The organism is Mycobacterium sp. E2989, from assembly GCF_001667595.1.
Taxonomy (GTDB): Bacteria; Actinomycetota; Actinomycetes; order Mycobacteriales; family Mycobacteriaceae; genus Mycobacterium.
In genome coordinates this window covers 20,003-41,622 of the sequence record NZ_LZJX01000082.1, presented here as the reverse complement: position 1 = coordinate 41,622, position 21,620 = coordinate 20,003, and the positions used below count along the sequence as shown (strand labels likewise).

The 21,620-nt window shown below is 69.2% G+C and carries 26 protein-coding genes; 17 read left to right on the top strand and 9 right to left on the bottom strand.

The window, feature by feature from the left end; genetic code table 11:
* Nucleotides 1-22: 22 nt before the first annotated feature.
* The 9 genes from A5680_RS14810 to A5680_RS14770 all read left to right on the top strand — a co-directional run bounded on the left by A5680_RS14810 (nucleotide 23) and on the right by A5680_RS14770 (nucleotide 7,119).
* On the top strand, nucleotides 23-1,075 hold the full coding sequence (locus A5680_RS14810; RefSeq protein WP_197281303.1) for an alpha/beta fold hydrolase: 1,053 nt from the start codon (nucleotides 23-25) through the stop codon (nucleotides 1,073-1,075).
* Nucleotides 1,068-1,532 (top strand): tRNA (adenosine(37)-N6)-threonylcarbamoyltransferase complex ATPase subunit type 1 TsaE, encoded by a 465-nt coding sequence (gene tsaE, locus A5680_RS14805; RefSeq protein WP_067820474.1) that lies wholly within the window; start codon nucleotides 1,068-1,070, stop codon nucleotides 1,530-1,532. The genes A5680_RS14810 and tsaE overlap by 8 nt, the downstream gene beginning before the upstream one ends.
* Nucleotides 1,529-2,152, top strand: a complete 624-nt coding sequence (tsaB, locus tag A5680_RS14800) for a tRNA (adenosine(37)-N6)-threonylcarbamoyltransferase complex dimerization subunit type 1 TsaB (RefSeq protein WP_067820502.1) — start codon at nucleotides 1,529-1,531, stop codon at nucleotides 2,150-2,152. Before tsaE ends, tsaB begins: the two co-directional genes overlap by 4 nt.
* Entirely contained in the window at nucleotides 2,149-2,616 is a 468-nt protein-coding gene (gene rimI, locus A5680_RS14795; RefSeq protein ID WP_055404793.1) for a ribosomal protein S18-alanine N-acetyltransferase, read from the top strand. Before tsaB ends, rimI begins: the two co-directional genes overlap by 4 nt.
* Complete coding sequence (tsaD, locus tag A5680_RS14790; RefSeq protein WP_055404794.1) at nucleotides 2,613-3,635, top strand: tRNA (adenosine(37)-N6)-threonylcarbamoyltransferase complex transferase subunit TsaD; 1,023 nt, start codon at nucleotides 2,613-2,615, stop codon at nucleotides 3,633-3,635. The genes rimI and tsaD overlap by 4 nt, the downstream gene beginning before the upstream one ends.
* A gap of 200 nt (nucleotides 3,636-3,835) precedes the next feature.
* Nucleotides 3,836-4,138, top strand: coding sequence for a co-chaperone GroES (groES, locus tag A5680_RS14785; protein WP_007167930.1), 303 nt, complete (start codon nucleotides 3,836-3,838; stop codon nucleotides 4,136-4,138).
* A gap of 87 nt (nucleotides 4,139-4,225) precedes the next feature.
* Nucleotides 4,226-5,842 (top strand): chaperonin GroEL, encoded by a 1,617-nt coding sequence (gene groL, locus A5680_RS14780; protein ID WP_055405728.1) that lies wholly within the window; start codon nucleotides 4,226-4,228, stop codon nucleotides 5,840-5,842.
* Between the two features lie 195 nt (nucleotides 5,843-6,037).
* Nucleotides 6,038-6,661: a methyltransferase domain-containing protein gene (locus A5680_RS14775; RefSeq protein WP_231633737.1), complete on the top strand. Its 624-nt coding sequence runs from the start codon at nucleotides 6,038-6,040 to the stop codon at nucleotides 6,659-6,661.
* A gap of 128 nt (nucleotides 6,662-6,789) precedes the next feature.
* Nucleotides 6,790-7,119, top strand: coding sequence for a hypothetical protein (locus A5680_RS14770; protein WP_055401376.1), 330 nt, complete (start codon nucleotides 6,790-6,792; stop codon nucleotides 7,117-7,119).
* 33 nt (nucleotides 7,120-7,152) lie between these two features.
* On the opposite strand, the gene A5680_RS25765 is transcribed toward A5680_RS14770, so the two are convergent.
* A complete protein-coding gene (locus A5680_RS25765; RefSeq protein WP_156675118.1) occupies nucleotides 7,153-7,749 on the bottom strand; it encodes a hypothetical protein in 597 nt (198 codons plus the stop codon).
* Nucleotides 7,750-7,766: 17 nt separating this feature from the next.
* Between A5680_RS25765 and A5680_RS14765 the strand changes: the two genes are divergently transcribed.
* A complete protein-coding gene (locus tag A5680_RS14765) occupies nucleotides 7,767-8,627 on the top strand; it encodes a hypothetical protein (protein ID WP_231977632.1) in 861 nt (286 codons plus the stop codon).
* A gap of 14 nt (nucleotides 8,628-8,641) precedes the next feature.
* On the opposite strand, the gene A5680_RS14760 is transcribed toward A5680_RS14765, so the two are convergent.
* From A5680_RS14760 to A5680_RS14735, 6 genes are all read right to left on the bottom strand, one after another.
* A complete protein-coding gene (locus tag A5680_RS14760; protein ID WP_055401374.1) occupies nucleotides 8,642-9,292 on the bottom strand; it encodes a DUF1345 domain-containing protein in 651 nt (216 codons plus the stop codon).
* Between the two features lie 40 nt (nucleotides 9,293-9,332).
* On the bottom strand, nucleotides 9,333-9,734 hold the full coding sequence (locus tag A5680_RS14755) for a hypothetical protein (RefSeq protein WP_055401371.1): 402 nt from the start codon (nucleotides 9,732-9,734) through the stop codon (nucleotides 9,333-9,335).
* Between the two features lie 28 nt (nucleotides 9,735-9,762).
* Complete coding sequence (locus A5680_RS14750) at nucleotides 9,763-10,497, bottom strand: superoxide dismutase family protein (RefSeq protein ID WP_055401369.1); 735 nt, start codon at nucleotides 10,495-10,497, stop codon at nucleotides 9,763-9,765.
* Nucleotides 10,498-10,534: 37 nt separating this feature from the next.
* The gene (locus A5680_RS14745; RefSeq protein WP_055401367.1) at nucleotides 10,535-11,014 is read right to left on the bottom strand and encodes a hemerythrin domain-containing protein; all 480 of its coding nucleotides are present in this window, start codon (nucleotides 11,012-11,014) and stop codon (nucleotides 10,535-10,537) included.
* Nucleotides 11,011-11,895: a Rieske 2Fe-2S domain-containing protein gene (locus A5680_RS14740; RefSeq protein ID WP_067820471.1), complete on the bottom strand. Its 885-nt coding sequence runs from the start codon at nucleotides 11,893-11,895 to the stop codon at nucleotides 11,011-11,013. Before A5680_RS14740 ends, A5680_RS14745 begins: the two co-directional genes overlap by 4 nt.
* Nucleotides 11,896-12,110: 215 nt before the next feature.
* Nucleotides 12,111-12,419: a WhiB family transcriptional regulator gene (locus A5680_RS14735; protein WP_055401363.1), complete on the bottom strand. Its 309-nt coding sequence runs from the start codon at nucleotides 12,417-12,419 to the stop codon at nucleotides 12,111-12,113.
* A gap of 352 nt (nucleotides 12,420-12,771) precedes the next feature.
* Between A5680_RS14735 and A5680_RS14730 the strand changes: the two genes are divergently transcribed.
* From A5680_RS14730 to A5680_RS14720, 3 genes are all read left to right on the top strand, one after another.
* Nucleotides 12,772-13,590, top strand: coding sequence for a hypothetical protein (locus tag A5680_RS14730; protein ID WP_156675119.1), 819 nt, complete (start codon nucleotides 12,772-12,774; stop codon nucleotides 13,588-13,590).
* A 90-nt stretch (nucleotides 13,591-13,680) separates the two neighbouring features.
* Nucleotides 13,681-14,256: a sigma-70 family RNA polymerase sigma factor gene (locus A5680_RS14725; RefSeq protein ID WP_055401359.1), complete on the top strand. Its 576-nt coding sequence runs from the start codon at nucleotides 13,681-13,683 to the stop codon at nucleotides 14,254-14,256.
* Nucleotides 14,243-14,989 carry an anti-sigma-D factor RsdA gene (locus A5680_RS14720; RefSeq protein ID WP_197281159.1) on the top strand — a complete coding sequence of 249 codons (747 nt, stop codon included), beginning with the start codon at nucleotides 14,243-14,245 and terminating at the stop codon, nucleotides 14,987-14,989. The genes A5680_RS14725 and A5680_RS14720 overlap by 14 nt, the downstream gene beginning before the upstream one ends.
* A gap of 6 nt (nucleotides 14,990-14,995) precedes the next feature.
* On the opposite strand, the gene A5680_RS14715 is transcribed toward A5680_RS14720, so the two are convergent.
* Complete coding sequence (locus tag A5680_RS14715; RefSeq protein WP_046186907.1) at nucleotides 14,996-15,403, bottom strand: DUF5319 domain-containing protein; 408 nt, start codon at nucleotides 15,401-15,403, stop codon at nucleotides 14,996-14,998.
* A gap of 152 nt (nucleotides 15,404-15,555) precedes the next feature.
* Here A5680_RS14715 and guaB point away from each other — a divergent pair, with 152 nt between their 5' ends.
* Genes guaB through A5680_RS14700 form a run of 3 tightly spaced genes read left to right on the top strand, consistent with a single transcriptional unit; the run spans nucleotide 15,556 to nucleotide 20,084 of the window.
* Nucleotides 15,556-17,154: an IMP dehydrogenase gene (gene guaB, locus A5680_RS14710; protein ID WP_055401355.1), complete on the top strand. Its 1,599-nt coding sequence runs from the start codon at nucleotides 15,556-15,558 to the stop codon at nucleotides 17,152-17,154.
* 7 nt (nucleotides 17,155-17,161) lie between these two features.
* A complete protein-coding gene (locus A5680_RS14705; RefSeq protein WP_055401353.1) occupies nucleotides 17,162-18,289 on the top strand; it encodes a GuaB3 family IMP dehydrogenase-related protein in 1,128 nt (375 codons plus the stop codon).
* 49 nt (nucleotides 18,290-18,338) lie between these two features.
* Complete coding sequence (locus tag A5680_RS14700; RefSeq protein ID WP_055401351.1) at nucleotides 18,339-20,084, top strand: GMC oxidoreductase; 1,746 nt, start codon at nucleotides 18,339-18,341, stop codon at nucleotides 20,082-20,084.
* A 6-nt stretch (nucleotides 20,085-20,090) separates the two neighbouring features.
* Here A5680_RS14700 and A5680_RS14695 read toward each other — a convergent pair whose 3' ends face one another.
* The gene (locus tag A5680_RS14695) at nucleotides 20,091-20,990 is read right to left on the bottom strand and encodes a TauD/TfdA family dioxygenase (RefSeq protein WP_067820498.1); all 900 of its coding nucleotides are present in this window, start codon (nucleotides 20,988-20,990) and stop codon (nucleotides 20,091-20,093) included.
* 61 nt (nucleotides 20,991-21,051) lie between these two features.
* On the opposite strand from A5680_RS14695, the gene A5680_RS14690 reads away from it, so the two are divergent.
* Nucleotides 21,052-21,618 (top strand): TetR/AcrR family transcriptional regulator, encoded by a 567-nt coding sequence (locus A5680_RS14690; RefSeq protein WP_067820465.1) that lies wholly within the window; start codon nucleotides 21,052-21,054, stop codon nucleotides 21,616-21,618.
* The last annotated feature ends 2 nt before the right edge of the window (nucleotides 21,619-21,620 follow it).

Sequence of the window (21,620 nt, the reverse complement as noted above, 5' to 3'; positions counted from 1 at the left end):
ATGGCTTGCGGGAGGGGCGGGGGTGACTGCCCTCGCCACCATCGTCGGAGCCTCCGCCCGCCGTTCGATGATCCAGCGCACCCACGGCGCCGAAGACCCGTACGCCGACGAGGATTTCGACCGGATCGACGACGACCGCCGCTCGGTGGTCACCACCCCCGACGGCGTGTCGCTCGCCATCCGCGAGGCCGGCCCGGCGGACGCCCCGTTGACCATGGTCTTCGTCCACGGCTTCTGTCTTCGGATGGGCGCCTTCCACTTTCAGCGGACGCGGCTGCCCCACCACCTTGGCCCCGGCGTCCGGATGGTGTTCTACGACCAGCGCGGGCACGGCAAATCCGACGAGGCCCCGCCCGAGAGCTACACGCTGACCCAGCTCGGAAAAGACCTGGAAAGCGTGCTGCAGGTGGTCGCACCGCGCGGGTTGGTGGTGCTGGTGGGCCACTCGATGGGCGGCATGACGGTGCTGTCGCACGCGCGCCAATTCCCCGACCAGTACGGGCGGCGGATCGTGGGGGCCGCGCTGATCAGCTCGGCGGCCGAGGGCGTCGCCCGCTCACCGCTGGGCGAAATCTTGAAAAACCCTGCGCTGGAAGCGTTTCGGTTCACCGCGCGGTCCGCGCCGAAGCTGATGCACCGCGGCCGCAACGTGTCGCGGTCGCTGATCGGCCCGATCCTGCGGGCCGCCTCCTACAGCGACCTGCACGTGAGCCGGAGCCTGGACGCCTTTTCGCAGCGGATGATGAACGGCACCCCGATCCCGACCATGGTCGAGTTCCTGGACGCCCTGGAGGCCCACGACGAGACCGCCGGGCTGTGGACCCTGCTGCGCATCCCCACCCTGATCGCCTGCGGTGACCACGACCTGCTGACACCGGACGAATACTCCCGCAAGATGGCGGCATCACTGCCGCAGTCCGAGCTGGTCATCGTTCGCGGGGCCAGCCACCTCGCGCTGCTGGACAAGCCCGAGGCGATCAATCACGGGCTGGTCCGGCTGGTCAAGCGGGCCACCCCGGGCCGCACCGCGCTGGCGGCCCGGTGGCTGCGCGAGAGGCTGCGCCGTCGTGGCTGAGTCGGGCGGCACGGCCACCCTCGAACGCGTCGAGGACACCATCGCGTTCGGGTCGCGGCTCGGCGCGCAGCTGTGTGCGGGCGACGTCGTGGTGCTCACCGGTCCGCTGGGAGCGGGAAAAACGGTGCTGGCCAAGGGGATTGCCGCGGCGATGGACGTCGACGGCCCGGTCACCTCGCCCTCCTATGTGCTGGCGCGGGTCCACCCGCCGCGGCGGCCGGGCGCACCGGCGATGATTCACGTCGACATGTACCGGCTGTTGGATACCGACGGCGCCGACCTGCTGGGTGAGCTCGACTCGCTGGACCTCGACACCGAGCTCGACGACGCGGTCGTGGTGGTCGAGTGGGGTGAGGGTCTCGTCGAGCGCCTCGCCGAGCGGCACCTCGACGTTCGCCTGGAGCGCCTCAGCGGATCCGACGTGCGGATCGCGTCGTGGCAGTGGAGCCGGTCGTGAATCGCATTCTGGCCCTGGACACCTCCACCCCGGCCGTCACCGCGGGGATCGTGCGCCGCGCCGACCTGACGGTGCTGGCCGAACGCGTCACCGTCGACGCCCGGGCGCACGCCGAACGCCTGACCCCGAATGTGCTTGCCGCCCTTGAGGATGCGGGCTTGTCCATGACCGACCTGGACGCCGTCGTGGTCGGCTGCGGACCCGGGCCGTTCACCGGCCTGCGGGCCGGGATGGCCACGGCCGCCGCCTACGGGCACGCGTTGGGCATCCCGGTGCGCGGGGTGTGCAGCCTGGACGCGATCGGGGTGCGCACCACGGGCGACGTGCTGGTGGTCACCGACGCCCGCCGCCGCGAGGTCTATTGGGCCCGCTACCGCGACGGCTTGCGGATGGCGGGTCCGGGCGTCAACGCCCCGGCCGACGTGGACCCCGGCCCCGCGCGCGCCGTCGCCGGGTCGCCGGAGCACGCCGCGCTGTTCGGCCTGCCGGTGACCGGGCCCACCCACCCGACGCCGGGCGGCCTGGTGGCCGCGGTGCCCGACTGGTCGCAGCGCCCATTGCCGTTGGTGGCCTTGTATCTTCGCCGCCCGGACGCCAAACCGATGGCGGCCCCACGATGACCGCGCCCAGCGAGCCCGTGACGCTCGGCGCCTTGACGCCCGCCGACGCGGCGCGCTGCGCCGAGCTGGAACGTCAGCTGTTCGACGGTGACGACCCGTGGCCCGCGGCGGCCTTCAACCGCGAATTGGCCAGCCGGCACAACCATTACGTCGGCGCACGGGTGGGTAGCACGCTCGTCGGCTATGCCGGAATCTCGCGGCTGGGCCGCACGCCGCCGTTCGAATACGAGGTGCACACCATCGGCGTCGACCCCGACTATCAGGGCCGCGGCATCGGGCGCAGGCTGCTCGACGAGCTGCTGGCCTTCGCCGGCGGGGGCGTCGTCTTCCTCGAGGTGCGCACCGACAACGAGACGGCGATCGGCCTGTACCGCAGCGTCGGCTTCGAACAGATCGGCCTGCGCCGGCGCTACTACAAAGCGAGCGGCGCCGACGCCTACACGATGCGGCGGGGTGCCCAATGATCATCTTGGCCATCGAAAGCTCTTGCGACGAAACGGGAGTCGGCATCGCCCGGCTCGACGATGACGGCCGCGTGACGCTGCTGGCCGACGAGGTCGCGTCCAGCGTCGACGAACACGTCCGCTTCGGCGGCGTGGTCCCCGAGATCGCGTCGCGGGCGCACCTGGAGGCGCTCGGGCCCACCATGCGCCGGGCGCTCGCGACGGCCGGCGTGGCCAAGCCCGACATCGTCGCCGCCACGATCGGGCCCGGACTGGCCGGTGCCCTGCTGGTGGGAGTCGCTGCCGCCAAGGCGTATTCGGCCGCGTGGGGGGTGCCGTTCTACGCCGTGAACCACCTGGGCGGGCACCTGGCCGCCGACGTCTACGAGCACGGCCCGCTCCCCGAATGCGTGGCGCTGCTGGTGTCCGGCGGGCACACGCACCTGTTGCACGTGCGCTCCCTCGGCGAACCGATCGTCGAGCTGGGCAGCACCGTCGACGACGCCGCCGGCGAGGCCTACGACAAGGTCGCGCGGCTGCTGGGGCTGGGCTACCCCGGCGGCAAGGTACTCGACGACCTGGCCCGCACCGGCGATCGCGAGGCCATCACCTTCCCGCGCGGCATGACGGGCCCCGCCGACGACCCGTACGCCTTCAGCTTCTCCGGGCTCAAGACCGCCGTGGCGCGCTATCTGGAGAGTCACCCGGACGCGGTCAACGCCGACGTCGCCGCCGGGTTCCAGGAAGCCGTCGCCGACGTGCTGACCATGAAGGCGGTGCGGGCGGCGACCGGGCTTGGCGTCTCGACGCTGCTGATCGCCGGGGGAGTGGCCGCCAATTCGCGGCTGCGGGAGCTGGCCGAGCAGCGCTGCGCGGCGGCGGGGCTGACGCTGCGGATCCCCCGGCCGCGGCTCTGCACCGACAACGGGGCGATGATCGCCTCCTTCGCCGCGCACCTGGTGGCCGCCGGGGCGCCCCCCTCGCCGCTGGACGCGCCCACCGACCCGGGCCTCCCGGTGGTAAAAGCCCAGGTCAGCTGATCGCTGGTAGCGAAAACCCGATACGCACCGGGCCGCCCTTGAGTGCTAGCACTCTCGTGTATAGAGTGCTAGGTGGCAATCGGCCAAACCCTGTGCCGGCACCCGCGACGACGGCCCTTGGGCACGGACGACTGCCGAATCCCTTGATAATTCCGGGGGACCCACCCCGGACCCGATCTAACTAGTGGAGGGCTCCAATCGTGGCGAAGGTGAACATCAAGCCACTCGAGGACAAGATTCTCGTGCAGGCCAACGAGGCCGAGACCACGACCGCGTCCGGTCTGGTCATTCCTGACACCGCCAAGGAGAAGCCGCAGGAAGGCACCGTCGTCGCCGTCGGTCCCGGCCGCTGGGACGAGGACGGCGAGAAGCGGATCCCGCTGGACGTCTCGGAAGGCGACACCGTGATCTACAGCAAGTACGGCGGCACCGAGATCAAGTACAACGGCGAGGAGTACCTGATCCTGTCGGCGCGCGACGTGCTGGCCGTCGTATCGAAGTAAGCACCGTGTTCCGCCCCGGCGATCCCCGCGCATGCGCGGGTGATTTCCGGGGCGGCATGCGTTAGCGGGTATCAAACAAGGAGCCTGATGAGCAAGGTTATTGAGTACGACGAGACCGCGCGCCGCGCCATCGAGGCCGGCGTCAACGCGCTCGCCGACGCGGTCCGGGTGACGCTGGGCCCCCGCGGCCGGCATGTGGTGCTGGCCAAGGCATTTGGCGGGCCGACGGTCACCAACGACGGCGTCACCGTCGCGCGTGAGATCGAGCTGGAAGACCCGTTCGAAAACCTGGGCGCGCAGCTGGTGAAGTCGGTGGCCACCAAGACCAACGACGTGGCCGGCGACGGCACCACCACCGCGACGGTGCTGGCGCAGGCGTTGGTCAAGGGCGGTCTGCGCCTGGTTGCGGCCGGTGCCAACCCGATCGAGCTCGGCCTCGGAATTTCCAAGGCGGCCGACGCGGCGTCCGAGGCGCTGCTGGCGGCGGCCACCCCGGTGTCCGGCAAGGACGGGATCGCTCAGGTGGCGACGGTGTCGTCGCGCGATCAGCAGCTGGGCGCCTTGGTCGGCGAGGCGATGACCAAGGTCGGCGCCGACGGCGTCGTCAGCGTCGAGGAATCCTCGACGCTGAGCACCGAGCTGGAGTTCACCGAGGGCGTCGGCTTCGACAAGGGTTTCCTGTCGGCGTATTTCGTCACCGATTTCGATTCGCAGGAAGCCGTGCTGGACGACCCGGTGATCCTGCTGCACCAGGAGAAGATCAGCTCGCTGCCCGACCTGCTGCCGATGCTGGAGAAGGTGGCCGAGTCGGGTAAGCCTCTGCTGATCATCGCCGAGGACATCGAGGGCGAGGCCCTGGCGACCCTCGTGGTCAACTCGCTTCGCAAGACGCTCAAGGCGGTCGCCGTGAAGGCGCCGTTCTTCGGCGACCGGCGCAAGGCGTTCCTTGAGGACCTGGCGGTGGTCACCGGCGGCCAGGTGATCAACCCCGACGCCGGCCTGCTGCTGCGCGAGGTCGGCGCCGAGGTGCTGGGCTCGGCCCGTCGCGTGGTGGTCAGCAAGGACGACACCATCATCGTCGACGGCGGCGGCTCGAAGGACGCGGTCGCCGACCGGATCAAGCAGCTGCGCGCCGAGATCGAGAAGAGCGATTCCGACTGGGACCGCGAGAAGCTGCAGGAGCGGCTGGCCAAGCTGGCCGGCGGCGTGGCGGTGATCAAGGTGGGCGCCGCCACCGAGACTGCGCTCAAGGAACGCAAGGAAAGCGTCGAGGATGCCGTCGCGGCGGCCAAGGCCGCCGTCGAAGAGGGCATCGTTTCGGGTGGCGGCACGGCGCTGATCCAGGCGCGCGCGGCGCTGCAGGAGCTGCGCGGGTCGCTGTCCGGCGATCAGGCGGCTGGCGTCGAGGTGTTCGCCGAGGCGCTCGCGGCACCGCTGTACTGGATCGCCACCAACGCCGGACTGGACGGCGCGGTCGCGGTGAGCAAGGTCAGCGAGTTGCCGGCCGGGCACGGCCTGAACGCGGACAAGCTCACCTATGGTGACTTGCTCGCCGACGGCGTGATCGACCCGGTCAAGGTGACCCGCTCCGCGGTGCTCAACGCGGCCTCGGTGGCGCGGATGGTGCTGACCACCGAGACGGCCGTCGTCGACAAGCCCGCCGAAGAGGACGACCACGGGCACGGTCATCACCACCATCACTAGCGAGTAGCGCGAAACACCCCCGGTCCGTTGGGCCGGGGGTGTTTTCGTCTCGATCGCGAGCGTGCAACCAGTGCGAAAAACCCGCCGGGATGTCGCAGCCGGTACACGTTCGGCGGTTGAACGGTGGCATGATCGGGAAGACAGCCGCTCCGATGATTCGATCTGAGGTATACGGTGGCGGGATTGCGTCGGGCGGTGCTGACAGCGGTTGCCGGGCAGCTCGGCCGTCCGCATGGTGTTGTCGGTCGCGGAGTGGCGCTACTGCTCAATTGCGGCAATCGCCAGGCGGTGGCCGGCGCCGTCGAGGCGACGGAGGTCACAGCCGGAAATGCGGTGGCCGACATCGGTTTTGGTGGCGGACTCGGGCTTGAACTGCTCCTGCGGCGAGTCGGTCCGCAGGGGAGGGTCCACGGCGTCGAGGTCGCCGAGGACATGCTCGCGCGTGCCCGGGCGCGCTTCGCCGCCCAGATCGCGGCCGGCACACTGACACTGGAAAATGGGTCGCTGACCGCGTTGCCGATCGACGAAGGGTCGCTGGACGCGGCGATCACGGTCAACACGGTCTACTTCATCACCGACCTCGACGCGGCCTGCGCCGAACTCGCCCGCGTTCTGCGACCCGGTGGCCGGGCCGTGTTGGGGATCGGCGATCCCGACGCGATGGCCCGCTTGCCTTTCACCGCGTACGGGTTCACCCTTCGCCCGGTCGCGGATGTCGTCGCCTCCTTGAGGAGAGCGGGCCTCGAGGATGTAGAGCAGCGTCGCCTCGCCGACGTGGCGGTCCCACACCATTTGCTCGTTGCTTCCGCCCCGGGGTAGGTCGCTGCGTTACCCGCGGGCCGCGCGAGCGCGGGGGTGTTGATTCTTCGGATGCGGTCTGTTGGGATCGGTAGCGACGCGGGGGTTGTGCACTGGTTGTGACGAACAGACCAGGAAGGACCGCCATCATGCTGTTTGCCCAGTTGACCAAGAGACTCGCCGCCGCCGCCGTGCTGGCGGGGGGTACCGCGCTGACCGGGTGGGGTATGGGCGTCGCCCACGCGGACACGATGGAACCGCACCGCTGGTGCCCCGGCGACCCGAAGCAGATGCCCTACATCGTCAACCAATACATCGACTGGGACTGGAGCGTCTGCCACACCTGGTATCCGACCAATTACGGGATGGGCAACGTCACCAGCCAGGGCCGGCCGACCTCGATCTGGGATGGCGACAACCCGCCGATCGAGGCGATCACCAGGAGGACTTGCCCGCCGATCAGCTTCATGTGCCCTTAGCCCGGACTCCAGGCACATCGGCCGCGACCAAGCCTAAAATGGCGGATTCTGGGTCCTGCCGGGATTCGGAAACGCCGGGTTGGTGTAGGCCGGTGTCTCGGGCTCCTGGCCGGCATCGGGAGTAATCACCGGCGCCGGCCCGGACTCCGGCCCGGCCGGTGGGGTCGGTTGTGCCCGATGTTCGGGCGGTGGCGGCTTGGGCACCAAGTAGTTCCGCCACGCGCCCGGTGGGTTCGGTGGTGGGCCGATCGTGTTATCCGGCCAGCGCCATGAACAACCACCGGAAGCGCCCCCGAAATCGCCTGCCGGGATGGTCAACCCAAAACCCATGAAAGTTCCGCCGATGATGGAGTTACCACCTGGACCACCCATGTTCCAGCCGCCGTATTCGCAATGCCAGTGGGTGCTGTTCTCCTCGATGGGAAAATCGCAATAGTACGTCGTGGCCCCCGCCTCGAAAGTACTTCCGCCGACACCGGGATAGTCGCACACCCCGGGGCCGGGAATGTTGCCGCCCGGTCCGGCCCCGGCCGCCGGGGCATTGAGGACTGCCCACAACGTAACCCCCGGTGCCACAAGGAGTTTGATCGCTTTGCTCAGAGTCTGCGTCCTCGATGACAATGTGTTCACCACCAGAATCAAATTCGTTGCGGCTGGCCGCAAGGCCCAAATTGCACCGTAATACTGCTGCACGCCTTCTCACGTCGTTTCTGGTGAAATTCAGAGGCTGCTCCGAACCGCGCGTATTGCTAAGCTGGCCGCACCATGACGTGGGGGGCGCGAGCGTGAGCTATCCGCAGCAGTGGCCGCCGCAACCACCGCAGCACCCCCAGCAATGGCCTCCGCCGTACCCGCCGCCGGCTCCTCCGCCGCGCAAGACCAACGTCGCGCTGGTGGTCGTGCTCGTGGTCGCAGCGATCGTCGTCATGGTGCCGGTGGCCTTGGTCGGTTTCTACGTGGTGCGCGACATCGCCCGCGACGGCCTCGACGGGCGCGGCGGAGTCCAGAAAGCCACCTCGGTCATAAGCTTTGACGTGGTGTGCGAGCGCGGGTCCATCAGCAACGCCGCGGCCTACGGGAAGCCGTACAAGATTGTGGCGTTCGCTCCGAACGACGAGCCAAACCCGATGAACCAGTTGTCAAACACCCACTGGAACGAGGTGACACTCGACTCGCGCGCCGACTACCGGGTGAATCCCGCGGACTTCCAGTCGACCAATGTGGTTGCGTGCCTGACCCGTAAGCCTGGGAGCGAGGTGAAGTCTCGCACGTGTGACCTCAAGACCGACTCGGGCGAGCGGGTAACCGTCGACTATTACGCCGTGCAGTACGACGTCGAACTGCGCGAGGCGAGGACCGGCAAGCGCATCGAACAACTGGGCTCGGTGAATGGTCCGGTGACCGGCTGCCCGTTCATGGTGTGGGTCAACAAGCGCGAGCCGAAGGTTTACGCGAGCCCGGACGCCGCGGCGCTCGATGCCAAGCTCGCCGAATTCGCGCACAGGTGACCGGTTTTCGTGCGTTATAGCTTCGAGCCCAATCCCGCGATCAGGTTGACGGTGACCGCCAAGACGACCGCGCCGAGGAGGTAGGACAGCAACGCGTGGCGCAACACCGTCGCCCTGATGGACGACAGCCCGATCTCGGTGTCCGACACCTGAAAGGTCATGCCGACGGTGAACGCGACATAGGCGAAGTCCCGAAAACAAGGGCGCTCCGGGTCGTGGAAGTTGATGCCACCGGGGTCGTCCGAGTAATAGAGCCGCGCGTAGTGCACGGTGAACAACGTGTGCACGGCGAACCAGGATGCCGCGACGGTCAGGATGCCGACGACGGCGGCCGTTACGGTTCCAGGGCCCGAGTGCGACGCCGCGGCCACCACGTAACCGACCCCGCCCAGGCTCGCGACGCTGGCCGACACGATGACGGCGTCGGCCACCCAGCGGGTGGGGTCCTCCTTCGTCACGTATCTGCAGGTTTGCTCGGCGTCCATTCCGCCCAGGATGAGCCTCGTCCACAGCACGTAGACACCCGCGGTGACGATCCAGCCGGCGAGCGCGAATCGCCAGCCGATGGTGTTACCCACCCCGAACGCGACGGCGACGCCGAGCGCGACCGCAACCCCAATCCGGGCCGCGACCGTGTCGCGAAAGAAGGCAGCGAGGGATTTCACAACCCGACCTAAGCACGAGCGCTCGTCGTCCGGCGCGAAATCAGATCCCGACGATGACGATGCCCACGCCCACGACGATCGCCAGCGCGAGTGAGACCAGCAGGAAGCTGACGATCCACTCCTTCGGCGCCGAGGCCTCGTGGTCGGCCGCCGCGATCGGGGCCAGCCTGCGGCCCGCGCCCCATGCCGCCGCGAGCAGGGTGGCCAGCCAGTTCGCGTAGGCGGCGTACACGATCAGCACGACGGCCGCGACGCCCCAGGCGGTCGGCAGGTGGACGTGTGGCCACAGCAACCCGAGCAGCACGAGGAACATGCCGTTGAAGACACCCTCCAGGTGGCTCGACAGGGCCATGCGCGAGTTCTTCAGCGCCGGCACCGCTAACCCGGTGAGCAGACCGATCAGGAACAGCACCAACCCGAGCGTGAAGAGCATTGTCTGCACGTCAAGCACGCCGGGTCGCTCCGCCGGATCAGCGGGTTCCGGGCGGAAGGCTGGGCGGCGTCGTCACCGTCGTGGTCGGCAGGGTCGACGACGTGTAGCTCGGGGTGACGGTGACGGTGCTGGTGCTCGTCGACGGCGGCGGCACTTCGGTCGTGGTGGTGATCGTCGTGACGCTGGTGGTCGTCGAGGTGGACGACGTCGTCGTCGCCGACGCGGCGGCGATGACGCCGCAGGCCACAATCTTGCCCGAATCGCCGGTGGAGGTGCCGCTCAAGTTGTCCGCGTTCTGGTGGACGACGAGCGCGGTGCCCGAGCTGCTCCTCAGGTCCGATGAGGTGATCAGGCTGGTGGTGGTGACGAGCTTCGCCGAGCCGTCGTTGCGCACCTGCAGTGCGGTCAGGTCACCGCTGGCCGGAAAGCCCGTGTGATTCGGCGCCTGGTAGACGGACCCCGAGGACTGGAAGTCCCCCTCGCATTTGCCCACCGAGTGGATCATCAGCGCGTGGAATCCGGGGCTCAGGACCTGGTTCGGGCCGGCTTCCACGGTCACCGTGGCGTAGCCGTTCGCGAAATCGATGGTGGCGGTGCCGACCTGGTTTCCGTCGGCGCTCTTCAATTGCGTGGTCATCCGCTCGCTGCCGGGCGGCGCGCTGGAGGACGGCGACGTGGTGGCCTGGCCACCCTGTTGGTTTGCGCATGCGGCCAACGGTGCAATGGCCGCGGCTAGCACCGCGGTCTTGAAGGATACGCCCTTGTTCTTCATGGGCCGGTCGTACCCCGATTGGCGGCGATCGAAACGATTACAGCAAACTCAGCATGGCCGCGCGGCCGCGGACGCGCAGCGTGTTGATGGTGGACCGGCGTAATCGATCCATCCGCTCGAGCATCCGCTCGCCCAGCGCGTCGAGCATCTCGGCGCTCAAATCTATTGGGGCGGGACACAAGTCACGCTCCTCTTCGCTGGCGTGCGCGTCCAGGACGGTGACGAAGGAATGCCACTCGTCCTCGTACTGCGGCGCCGACGCCGGTGTTCGAAGCAGCACGGCCAGCTGATCCCAGACTTGCCGGTGCTCGGCGTGGGCGATGGCGACCAGCGTGCTCGCCTGCGACACCGCCGGATAGAACAGGTCGTCCTCGATCCGCATGTGGATGTCGAGCTCGATCAGCAAGCCGTCGAGGGCGTCTTGGCGCTCGTCGCTGTCCGGGGGCAGCGCGGTGATCTTCTCGCAGAACCCGCGCAAGACCTTGTGGTGCTCGAAAAGCACGTCGTAGGCGTTCATCTCGCGGCTCCCCGCACCTCGACCAACCCGGCGCGTATGCGCGCCGGGTAGTGGGGGAGCGACGCCGTCGCCGGTCCCCGCAGCACTTCCCCCGACTCGCAGGCGAAGCGCGAGCCGTGCCAGGGGCAGACGATTCGATCGCGATCGATCCAGCCGTCGTCCATCGGCGCACCCAGGTGGGGGCAGTGCGCGCCGACGGCCAGCACTCGTTCGTCGTCCCGGTACAGCACCACGCCCACGCCGTTCAGCTCGACCCGCCGGGGCCGGCCGTCCAGGGCCGAAGCCGGCAGCACCGGCGTCCACCGGTTCTCGCTCAGCCGGCTGCCGGAACGATCCACCCCGGTGCCCGATCCGAACACCAAGGCGCCGCCCAGATAGCCGCCGCCCAGGGTCAGGCCATAGCCCAGCGCGCTGCTCGCCACCCCGCGTCGCCGGCGGCCGTGGCCGCGGTCCCACCACGACAGCGCGTACAACGCGGTCGCGACGCCGTTCACCACGCCATGGATGAGGCCGACCCGTCGGGACTCCTCGTGGGTGTGCTGCCAGTCGGTCAGGCCGGTCGCGGCGGCGCCGACGCTGCCGGCGAGCCCGACCCCGAGCGCGAACTTCGACGCGTCCCGCCACCGGCCGGCGTTTCCGGGCAGCAGCGAGGCCGCGTCCATCGCGACCGTCGTCGTCACGGCCCCCGTCGGCACGGACGTCAGCGCCGGGTGCAGCGGATGGCCCAGCCAGGTGCCGTGCAGCGCGTTGCTGATCCGGTCCCGGTGCCGGCCCATGGCCGCGAAGAGGAATGTCAGACCGTGCTCGAGCCGATAGCTCGGCCGATCCAGCCATTCCTGGCGTCCCAGGGCGGTCACTCCTGCGTGTGGTTGTTGCTTCACGGCACCTCCTGTGCGCGTGAGCGAACCGACGCGGGCTCCCCTGCACGACGGAACGCCCGAATTCTGTATCGGTGCGACGCCGTTTCGCGCCGCTTCGATGCGAACTCGGCCGGTCGGCGGCCTAGTCCATGACGGTTACACGGATCGCGACGGCGAATCGTTCAACGACGTCGTGCGGGAGGCGTGCCGCCCCACCGGGGCGGCTGGATCGGCGCCTAGGCCGAGCGGCGGATGCCGCGGGCGCGACCGATGTCGCCCTTCAGCAGCAGGTCGCGCTCGGATTCCGAGAGGCCGCCCCAAACCCCGTAGGGCTCACCAACTTCCAGGGCGTGCGAGCGGCACTCCTGAATGACCGGGCACTGCCGGCACATTTCCTTCGCGCGCTGCTCGCGCTGCATGCGGGCCCGGCCGCGCTCACCGTCGGGATGGAAGAACATCGACGAGTCGACGCCGCGGCACAAGCCCTGCAGTTGCCAGTTCCAGATGTCGGCGTTGGGTCCAGGTAGCTGCTCCGGCTGTGGCATTGGTGTTTCCCTCTCTGCACGGCACGCCCAGTAAGGTCAGGATCGCGAAGCGATAGTGCAACTGAAATGAAGCGGCGTCACCGATGACTACCCGTCATGCGTACGTTAGGGCGGACGGTGAATTTGCGTCAATAGCCACTTAGCCCGACAAAGTATGTAATGGTTATAAAAGAATTAACGTCGTGTTCATCTGCCACCCAATGGTGAAACATGCACCGTGCTACCAGGCACTTGACCGAAACGAGATTTCCCAGCTCATGGGCCGACGGAGGGGCGACCGCGGTTAGTACAGAATCCATTGTGATTAACAGTTCGGTAACGCGAACTGCACAAAGTGTTTACTACCATCGTGGTGATTGAAACTCGTCACACTTCCGTGATTGGCGGGCGGTTGGCCGCCGCCGCCTTCGGTGACCGGCCAGGCACCTGGCCGCTTCCGACGGCGGTCACGCCGGAGGACCTGTGGCTGCGCGCCGTGGCGGCGGGCGGGCAGGGCCGCTACGGCAGCGCCTACCGCGATTTGGCGGAGCTGCGGCGCAGCGCGCCCGCCGGGCGGCTGGTCTCGCTGTCCCACAGCACGCAGGGATCGTTCCTGCGCCAACTCGGTTGGCACACCTTGGCGCGCGGCTGGGACGGGCGCGCGCTCGCGCTGGCCGGGGAGGACGCCCAGGCGCGCGCCGACGCCCTGATCGGGCTCGCGGCCGACGCGTTGGGTGTCGGCCGCTTCGCGGCCGCAGCGACGCTGTTGGCCCGCGCGGACTCGGAGCTGGCCGCCGGTGCGGTGCCCGACCGCCTGCCGGTGCGCCGCGGCTGGGTGGCCGCCGAGTTGGCGATGGCTCGGGGTGATGGCGAAATCGCCGTCCGCCATGCGAACGAAGCGGTGGACCTGGCCGGAGCCATGGCCGCCCCGTCGGCGCGGCACGCCGTCAAAAGCCGGGTGGTGCTGGCGGCCGCCCTGTGCAGCGCCGGGGCCGCCGAGCGCGCCCGGGCGGTGGCGGAGGAGGCGCTGGACGCCACCGGCGGGCTCGGCCTCGTCCCGCTGCGGTGGGCGCTGGCGTGCTTGCTGATCGATCTCGGAGGCGTCACGTTTTCGGCACAACGGCTGCGGGAAATTCGCGATGTCTGCGCAGGCCAAGTGCGGCTCGCCGGTGCGACGTGGCGTTCCGCTTGAAATGGCCTCGCGCCCGTTATTGTCATTGCGTTAGTTAGCCCGGTTAGCTCGCGATGTGTCCGGTTCGTAACGTTGGAGATACCGCCGTCGATGACAATTCAAGGGGATCGTCTCGACGCTGTGGTTGCCAAGGCCGTGGCGGGGGACACCAACGCACTACGGGAGGTGCTGGAGACCATCCGTCCGATTGTCGTGCGGTATTGCCGGGCGCGGGTCGGGACAGTCGAGCGGGGTGGCCTGTCAGCGGATGACGTCGCACAGGAGGTGTGCTTGGCGACTATCACGGCGTTGCCGCGGTATCGGGACCGGGGGCGTCCCTTTCTGGCCTTCCTGTACGGCATCGCGGCGCACAAGGTCGCGGACGCTCATCGCGCCGCCGGCCGTGATCTGTCCTACCCCACCGAGGTGCTTCCCGAGCGCTGGTCCTCCGACGCCGGCCCCGAACAGCGGGCCATCGAAGCGGATTCGGTCAGCCGGATGAGCGAGCTGCTCGAGATCCTGCCCGCCAAGCAGCGCGAGATCCTGATTTTGCGCGTCGTCGTCGGCATGTCCGCCGAGGAGACCGCGTCCGCCGTCGGCAGCACCACGGGAGCGGTCCGGGTGGCCCAGCACCGGGCGCTGTCGCGGCTCAAGTCCGAAATGATCGCGGCAGGTGACTGTGCCTGACTCCCTGGACGAATTCGCCCGCACCGACCTGCTTCTCGACGCGCTCGCCGAGCGGCGGCCGGTGCACGTCGGCGACCCCGACATGGACGCGGTGGCCACCCTGCTGGAGGACTGGCGCGACAACCTGCGCTGGCCGCCGGCCAGCGCGCTGGTGTCGGCCGAAGAGGCCGTCACGGCCCTGCGCACCGGATTGGCCGACCGCCGCCGCAGCCGTCGCGGGATGGCGACGATCGGATCGGTGGCCGCGGCGTTGTTGGTGCTGAGCGGATTCGGGGCCATGGTGGTCGAGGCCCGTCCGGGCACCACGCTCTACGGGCTGCACGCGATGTTCTTCGACCAGCCGCGGGTCAACGAGAAGCATCAGGCCTTGCTGTCGGCCCGGGCCGACCTGGCCAAGGTGCAGGAGTCGATCGACCGGGGTGAGTGGGACCAGGCCCGGAATCAGCTGACCGAGGTGAGCAGCCTGGTCCAGTCGATCGAGGACCCGGCCAGCAAACAGGAGCTGACGAATCAGCTGAATCTGTTGAATGTCCGCGTCCAGTCGCGCAACCCGAACGCGACGCTGCCGGCCCCGGCGAACACCCCGTCGGCGTGGTCGACTCCCACCACTGCGGCGCCGACGGCGTCCGGGGCGGCCCCGAGTTCATCGGTCACGCCGTCGCCGAGCCAGTCGTGGAGCAAGCACCGGCATCACGAGCAGACACCCGGCCCGTCGGCGTCGAACACGCCCTAGCAGTGTTTAGCGCCGGTACCCGTCGGCGTCCGAGGTGGCCTCGTTGAGCGAGGCGTCGGCGTACCCCCGGCAGTAATCCCACGTGACGTAGGCATCCGGCTCCGGGTCGTAGGCCGGCTCGTGCGGGCGGACGGTGCCGTCGATCAGCAGCTGCAGCAGGTTCGCCCGCAACATGTCCCAGTCGTGGTAGTGATCCTGCTGACATTCGTCGCAACACACCACGAGCCCGCGAATGCCCTTGTGCGCCAACAGGGCTTCGTATACCGCCAGGTCGGCGAGATCCGCCTCGACCGCCATCCGCTCCTGGGCGTCCAGGGGTTGGCCCGGCTCTACGGCTTCCAGCGCCGCCGACGGATCGCAGGGGTCGTCGGCGAAAGGATCGGGCGGCAAACCCGGTGGGAGGTGATCGCGCACGCACACTAGCCTACGCAGCCCGGCCGGGATAACGCCAGCAGGGAAGCCCCACGTCGTTTCTGCGTTTCGGGTCCGCGGCGCGCCCCGGGTCGCCGGGGGAGCGTGCCGATAGGATGGTGGTCTCACGCCGCATCGTATGGAGGGCCCCACCGATGACCCGTGGCATGTCCCACCTGGAAGACAGCTCCGACCTGGTCGGTAGCCCCTACGTGCGCGACCCCCGGATCGGGGGACTGGTCGACGAGCCGGTGCCGACCGGCGGCGACAACCCGCACAAGGTCGCGATGCTCGGCCTCACCTTCGACGACGTCCTGCTGCTTCCCGCCGCTTCCGACGTGGTTCCCGCCACCGCCGACACGTCCAGCCAGCTCACCAAGAAGATCAGGCTCAAAGTGCCGCTGGTCAGCTCGGCGATGGACACCGTCACCGAGTCGCGGATGGCGATCGCGATGGCCCGGGCGGGCGGCATGGGCGTCCTGCACCGCAACCTGCCCGTCGCCGAACAGGCCGGACAGGTCGAGATGGTGAAGCGCTCGGAGGCCGGCATGGTCACCGACCCGGTCACCTGCCGGCCGGACAACACCCTGGCGCAGGTCGACGCGCTGTGCGCCCGCTTCCGCATCTCGGGCCTGCCGGTGGTCGACGACTCCGGGTCGCTGGTCGGGATCATCACCAACCGCGACATGCGCTTCGAGGTCGACCAGACCCGCAAGGTAGCCGAGGTGATGACCAAGGCGCCGCTGATCACCGCCCAGGAGGGGGTGAGCGCCGACGCCGCGCTAGGGCTGTTGCGCCGCAACAAGATCGAGAAGCTGCCCGTGGTCGACGGCCACGGCCGGCTCACCGGGCTGATCACCGTCAAGGACTTCGTCAAGACCGAACAACACCCGCTGGCCACCAAGGACAGCGACGGCCGGCTGCTGGTGGGCGCCGCCGTCGGCGTCGGCGGCGACGCCTGGGTGCGCGCGATGATGCTGGTCGACGCCGGGGCCGACGTGCTGATCGTGGACACCGCGCACGCGCACAACCGCCTGGTGCTCGACATGGTCGGCAAGCTCAAGGCCGAGGTCGGCGAGAAGGTAGAGGTGATCGGCGGCAACGTGGCGACCCGGTCGGCGGCCCTGGCGCTGGTGCACGCCGGCGCCGACGCGGTCAAGGTCGGCGTGGGACCGGGCTCGATCTGCACCACCCGGGTGGTCGCCGGGGTCGGCGCGCCACAAATCACGGCGATCCTAGAGGCGGTCGCGGCGTGCGGGCCGGCGGGCGTGCCGGTGATCGCCGACGGCGGGCTGCAGTACTCCGGCGACATCGCCAAGGCGCTGGCCGCCGGCGCGTCGACGGCCATGCTGGGCTCGTTGCTGGCCGGCACCGCCGAGGCCCCCGGCGAGCTGATCTTCGTCAACGGCAAGCAGTTCAAGAGCTACCGCGGCATGGGCTCGCTGGGCGCCATGCAGGGCAGGGGCGGGGGGAAGTCCTACTCCAAGGACCGCTACTTCGCCGACGACGCGCTCTCCGAGGACAAGCTGGTGCCCGAGGGCATCGAGGGCCGGGTGCCGTTCCGCGGGCCGCTGTCCTCGGTGATCCACCAGCTCACCGGCGGCCTGCGCGCCGCGATGGGCTACACCGGATCGCCCACCATCGAGGCGCTGCAGCAGGCGCAGTTCGTCCGCATCACCTCGGCCGGGCTGCGGGAAAGCCATCCGCACGACGTCGCCATGACCGTCGAAGCGCCCAACTACTTTGCGCGCTGAGGGCGGCATGGTCGAAATCGGCATGGGCCGCAACGCCCGTCGCACCTATGAGCTGAGCGAAGTCAGCATCGTGCCGTCGCGGCGCACCCGCTCGTCGCAGGACGTGTCCACCGCGTGGCAACTGGACGCCTACCGCTTCGAGATCCCGGTGATCGCCCATCCGACCGATGCCCTGGTCTCCCCGGAGTTCGCCATCGAGCTCGGCCGCCTGGGCGGGCTGGGCGTGCTCAACGGCGAGGGGCTGATAGGCCGGCACGCCGACGTCGAGGCCAAGATCGCGCAGCTGGTCGAGGCCGCCAGCAAGGAGCCCGAGCCGTCGGCGTCGATCCGGCTGCTGCAGGAGCTGCACGCGGCGCCGCTGGACCCGGACCTGCTGGGGTCGGCGGTCGCGCGCATCCGGGAGGCCGGGGTGACCACCGCGGTGCGGGTCAGCCCGCAGAACGCCCAGGCGCTTACCCCGGTGCTGTTGCAGGCCGGCATCGACCTGCTGGTCATCCAGGGCACGATCGTGTCGGCGGAACGCGTGGCCAGCGACGGCGAGCCGCTGAACCTGAAGACCTTCATCTCCGAGCTCGACGTCCCGGTGGTGGCGGGCGGCGTGCTGGACCACCGGACCGCGCTGCACCTGATGCGCACCGGCGCCGCGGGCGTCATCGTCGGATACGGCTCCACCCGGGGCGTGACCACCAGCGACGAGGTGCTGGGCATCAGCGTGCCGATGGCCACCGCCATCGCCGACGCCGCCGCGGCGCGGCGGGAATACCTCGACGAGACCGGCGGCCGGTACGTGCACGTGCTGGCCGACGGCGACATCCACACCTCCGGCGAGCTGGCCAAGGCGATCGCCTGCGGCGCCGACGCGGTGATGCTCGGCACGCCGCTGGCCGAATGCGCCGAGGCGCTGGGCGAGGGCTGGTTCTGGCCGGCCGCGGCGGCGCACCCGTCGCTTCCGCGCGGGGCGTTGCTGCAGATCGCCCTCGGCGAGCGGCCGCCCTTGGAGCGGGTGCTCAACGGCCCGTCCGACGACCCATTCGGTTCCCTCAACCTCGTCGGTGGCCTGCGCCGATCGATGGCCAAGGCCGGCTACTGCGACCTCAAGGAATTCCAGAAGGTCGGGCTGACCGTCGGGAGCTGAGGCTCGCGGCCGCTGGTTTATTACCCGGCGGTAAGGCCATACTGGTGCGATGAGGCCGGATTACGACGTTCTGATCATCGGTTCGGGTTTCGGCGGCAGCGTCAGCGCGCTGCGGCTGACCGAAAAGGGCTACCGCGTAGGCGTATTGGAGGCCGGCCGGCGCTTCGCCGACGAGGATTTCGCCGAGACGTCCTGGGACCTGCGCAGGTTTCTGTGGGCGCCCAGGCTGGGTTGCTACGGCATTCAGCGGATTCATCCCTTGAAGAACGTGCTGATCCTGGCCGGCGCCGGCGTGGGCGGCGGGTCGCTGAACTACGCCAACACGCTCTACGTGCCGCCGGAGCCGTTCTTCGCCGACCGGCAGTGGTCGCACATCACCGACTGGCGCGACGAGTTGATGCCGCACTACGAGCAGGCGAAACGGATGCTCGGGGTGGTCACCAACCCGACCTTCACCGACGCCGACCGCGTCCTGAAGGAAGTCGCCGACGAGATGGGCTGCGGTGACACCTTCGTGCCCACCCCGGTGGGGGTGTTCTTCGGCCCGGACGGCACCAAGACGCCCGGCAAGACCGTGCCCGACCCATACTTCGGCGGCGCGGGACCGGAGCGCACCGGCTGCCTCGAGTGCGGTTGCTGCATGACGGGCTGTCGGTACGGCGCCAAGAACACGCTGCTGAAGAACTACCTCGGCCTCGCCGAATCGGCTGGGGCACAAGTCATTCCGATGACCACCGTCAAGGGATTCCAGCAGCGTCCCGACGGAGTGTGGGAGGTGCGCACCGTGCGCACCGGAAGCTGGCTGCGCAGGGACCGGCGCACCTACACCGCGACGCACCTGATCCTGGCCGCGGGCACCTGGGGCACCCAGCATCTGCTGTTCAAGATGCGCGACAAGGGCAAGCTGCCGCGGCTCTCCGAGCGGCTGGGCGTGCTGACCCGGACCAACTCCGAGTCGATTGTCGGCGCCGGCAAGCTCGAGGTCGACCCGAACCTGGACCTGACCCACGGCGTGGCGATCACGTCGTCGATCCATCCGACCTCGGACACCCACGTCGAGCCCTGCCGCTACGGCAAGGGTTCCAACGCGATGGGGCTGCTGCAGACGCTGATGACCGACGGCACCGGTCCCGAGGGCACCGACGTGCCGCGCTGGAAGCAACTGCTGGACCAGGCCCGCGAGGACCCGCGCCGGATGATGCGGATGCTCAACGTCCACCAATGGAGCGAGCGCACCCTGATCGCCCTGGTCATGCAGCACCTGGACAACTCGATCACCACTTACACCAAACGCGGCAAGCTCGGCATCCGCTGGTACACCAGCAAGCAGGGGCACGGCGACCCAAACCCGGCCTGGAACCCCGTCGGCAACAGGGTGACCCGGCGCATCGCCGAAAAGGTCGACGGCGTGGCCGGCGGCACCTGGGGCGAGCTGTTCAACATCCCGCTGACCGCGCACTTCCTCGGCGGCGCGGCGATCGGCGACGCCCCCGACAACGGGGTCATCGACCCCTACCACCGGGTCTACGGCTACCCCACGATGTTCGTGGTGGACGGCGCCGCGATCTCGGCGAACCTGGGCGTCAACCCGTCGCTGTCCATCACCGCCCAGGCCGAACGGGCCGCCTCGTTGTGGCCCAACAAGGGCGAGGACGATCAGCGTCCGCCGCAGGGCCAGGCGTACCGCCGGCTGGACCCGATCGCACCGAGGCAGCCCGTGGTGCCGGCAACCGCGCCCGGTGCGCTGCGCTGGTTGCCGATCACCCCGGTGCGCTCCGCCGCCGACGCCGGCTAGCTTCGGTCAGCCCGCGATCGCCTCGAGCGGGGCGCCGCTGACCACCCGGCTGCGTTGCCGGTGCACGTTGAAGGGCACGTCGCCCATCAGGGTCACGCGGTGCATCAGCCGCGGCTGGTCGTCGTAGTCGTCGATGGCGCGGTGCTGGGTGGCCCGGTTGTCCCAGACGGCGACGTCACCCGGCGCCCAGTTCCAGCGAATGGTGTTCTCCGGCATGGTGATTCGCCGCTGCAGCATGTCAAAGAGCACGGTTGATTCGTAGTTGTCCAGGCCGACGAACCCGCGCACGAAATCTCCCAACAGCAGCGTGCGCTCGCCGGTCTCCGGGTGCACCCGCACGACGGGATGCTCGGTGCGGAAGTCCGGTTTCTCGAAGGCCTGCCGGAACGTCCGCTGCGCGTCGGTCATGCCCACGGCTTCGGCGGTCACGTAGTCGTAGCGGTTGCTGTGCAGCGCCCACAGGTCGTCGACGAGCCAGGCCAGCGGCTCGGGCAGGTCCTCATACGCCGCGGCGGTGTTGGCCCATAGCGTCGAACCGCCGTAGCGGGGCAGGGTGACGGCACGCAGGATCGAGGCCGCGGGATAGTTCGCGACGAACGTGACGTCGGTGTGCCAGCGGTTCGCCTTGCCGAACTCGGAATTGATCGGGGTGATCACCGGCGCGTGCTTGGCGGCGAGCGCCTCGGCGGCCGGGTGGCCGACGGGCGTGCCCAACAGCCCGGCGAACGCCAGCTGCTGCTCGTCGTCGAGCTGGTGCTGGTGGCGGAAGAAGATCACCTTGTGGGCCAGCAGCGCCTGCTGGATCTTCTCGATCGCGGCCGCGTCGAGGTCGCCCCCGAGGCGCACCCCGTCGACGCGGGCGCCGATGCGGCTGCCCAGCTTGGTGACGGTTATCTGACCGATCATTTTCATCATTCCTACTGTTAAAGGGGCGTAGTCATCTGACTACATAGAGTACTGTAGTCGTATGACTACATCGTCCGCAAGGGCCGCCGGGAAAATGCCGACGGGTCGGGCCGAGGTCGCCGCCGCGATCCTGGCGGCCGCCACCGACCTGTTCGCGCAGCGCGGACCCGCGGCCACCTCGATCCGCGACATCGCCGCTCGAGCCAACGTCAACCACGGGCTGCTGTTTCGCCACTTCGGTACCAAGGAACAACTGATCGGCGCGGTGCTGGATCACCTCAGCGCCGACGTCGGCGCCCTGCTGAGCGCCGACGCGCCCGCCGGCGAACTGGACCGGGCTTTGGACCGGCAGATGCGCGTGATGGCCAGGGCCTTGCTCGACGGGTATCCGGCGGGTCAGCTGCAGACGCGCTTTCCCGCCATCGCGGCGTTACTCGACTCGGTGTTGCCCCATCACGACGACGAGGCCGGGGCGCGGCGCGCCGTCGCGAACGCGCTTGCGCTGCAATTCGGCTGGCGGTTGTTCGCGCCGATCCTGCGCGCGGCGACCGGAATCGACGAGCTGACGGACGCCGAGATACGAATGGCGGCGACCGCCGAGGCGGGGCGGCTGCTCAACCCCGGCTGATG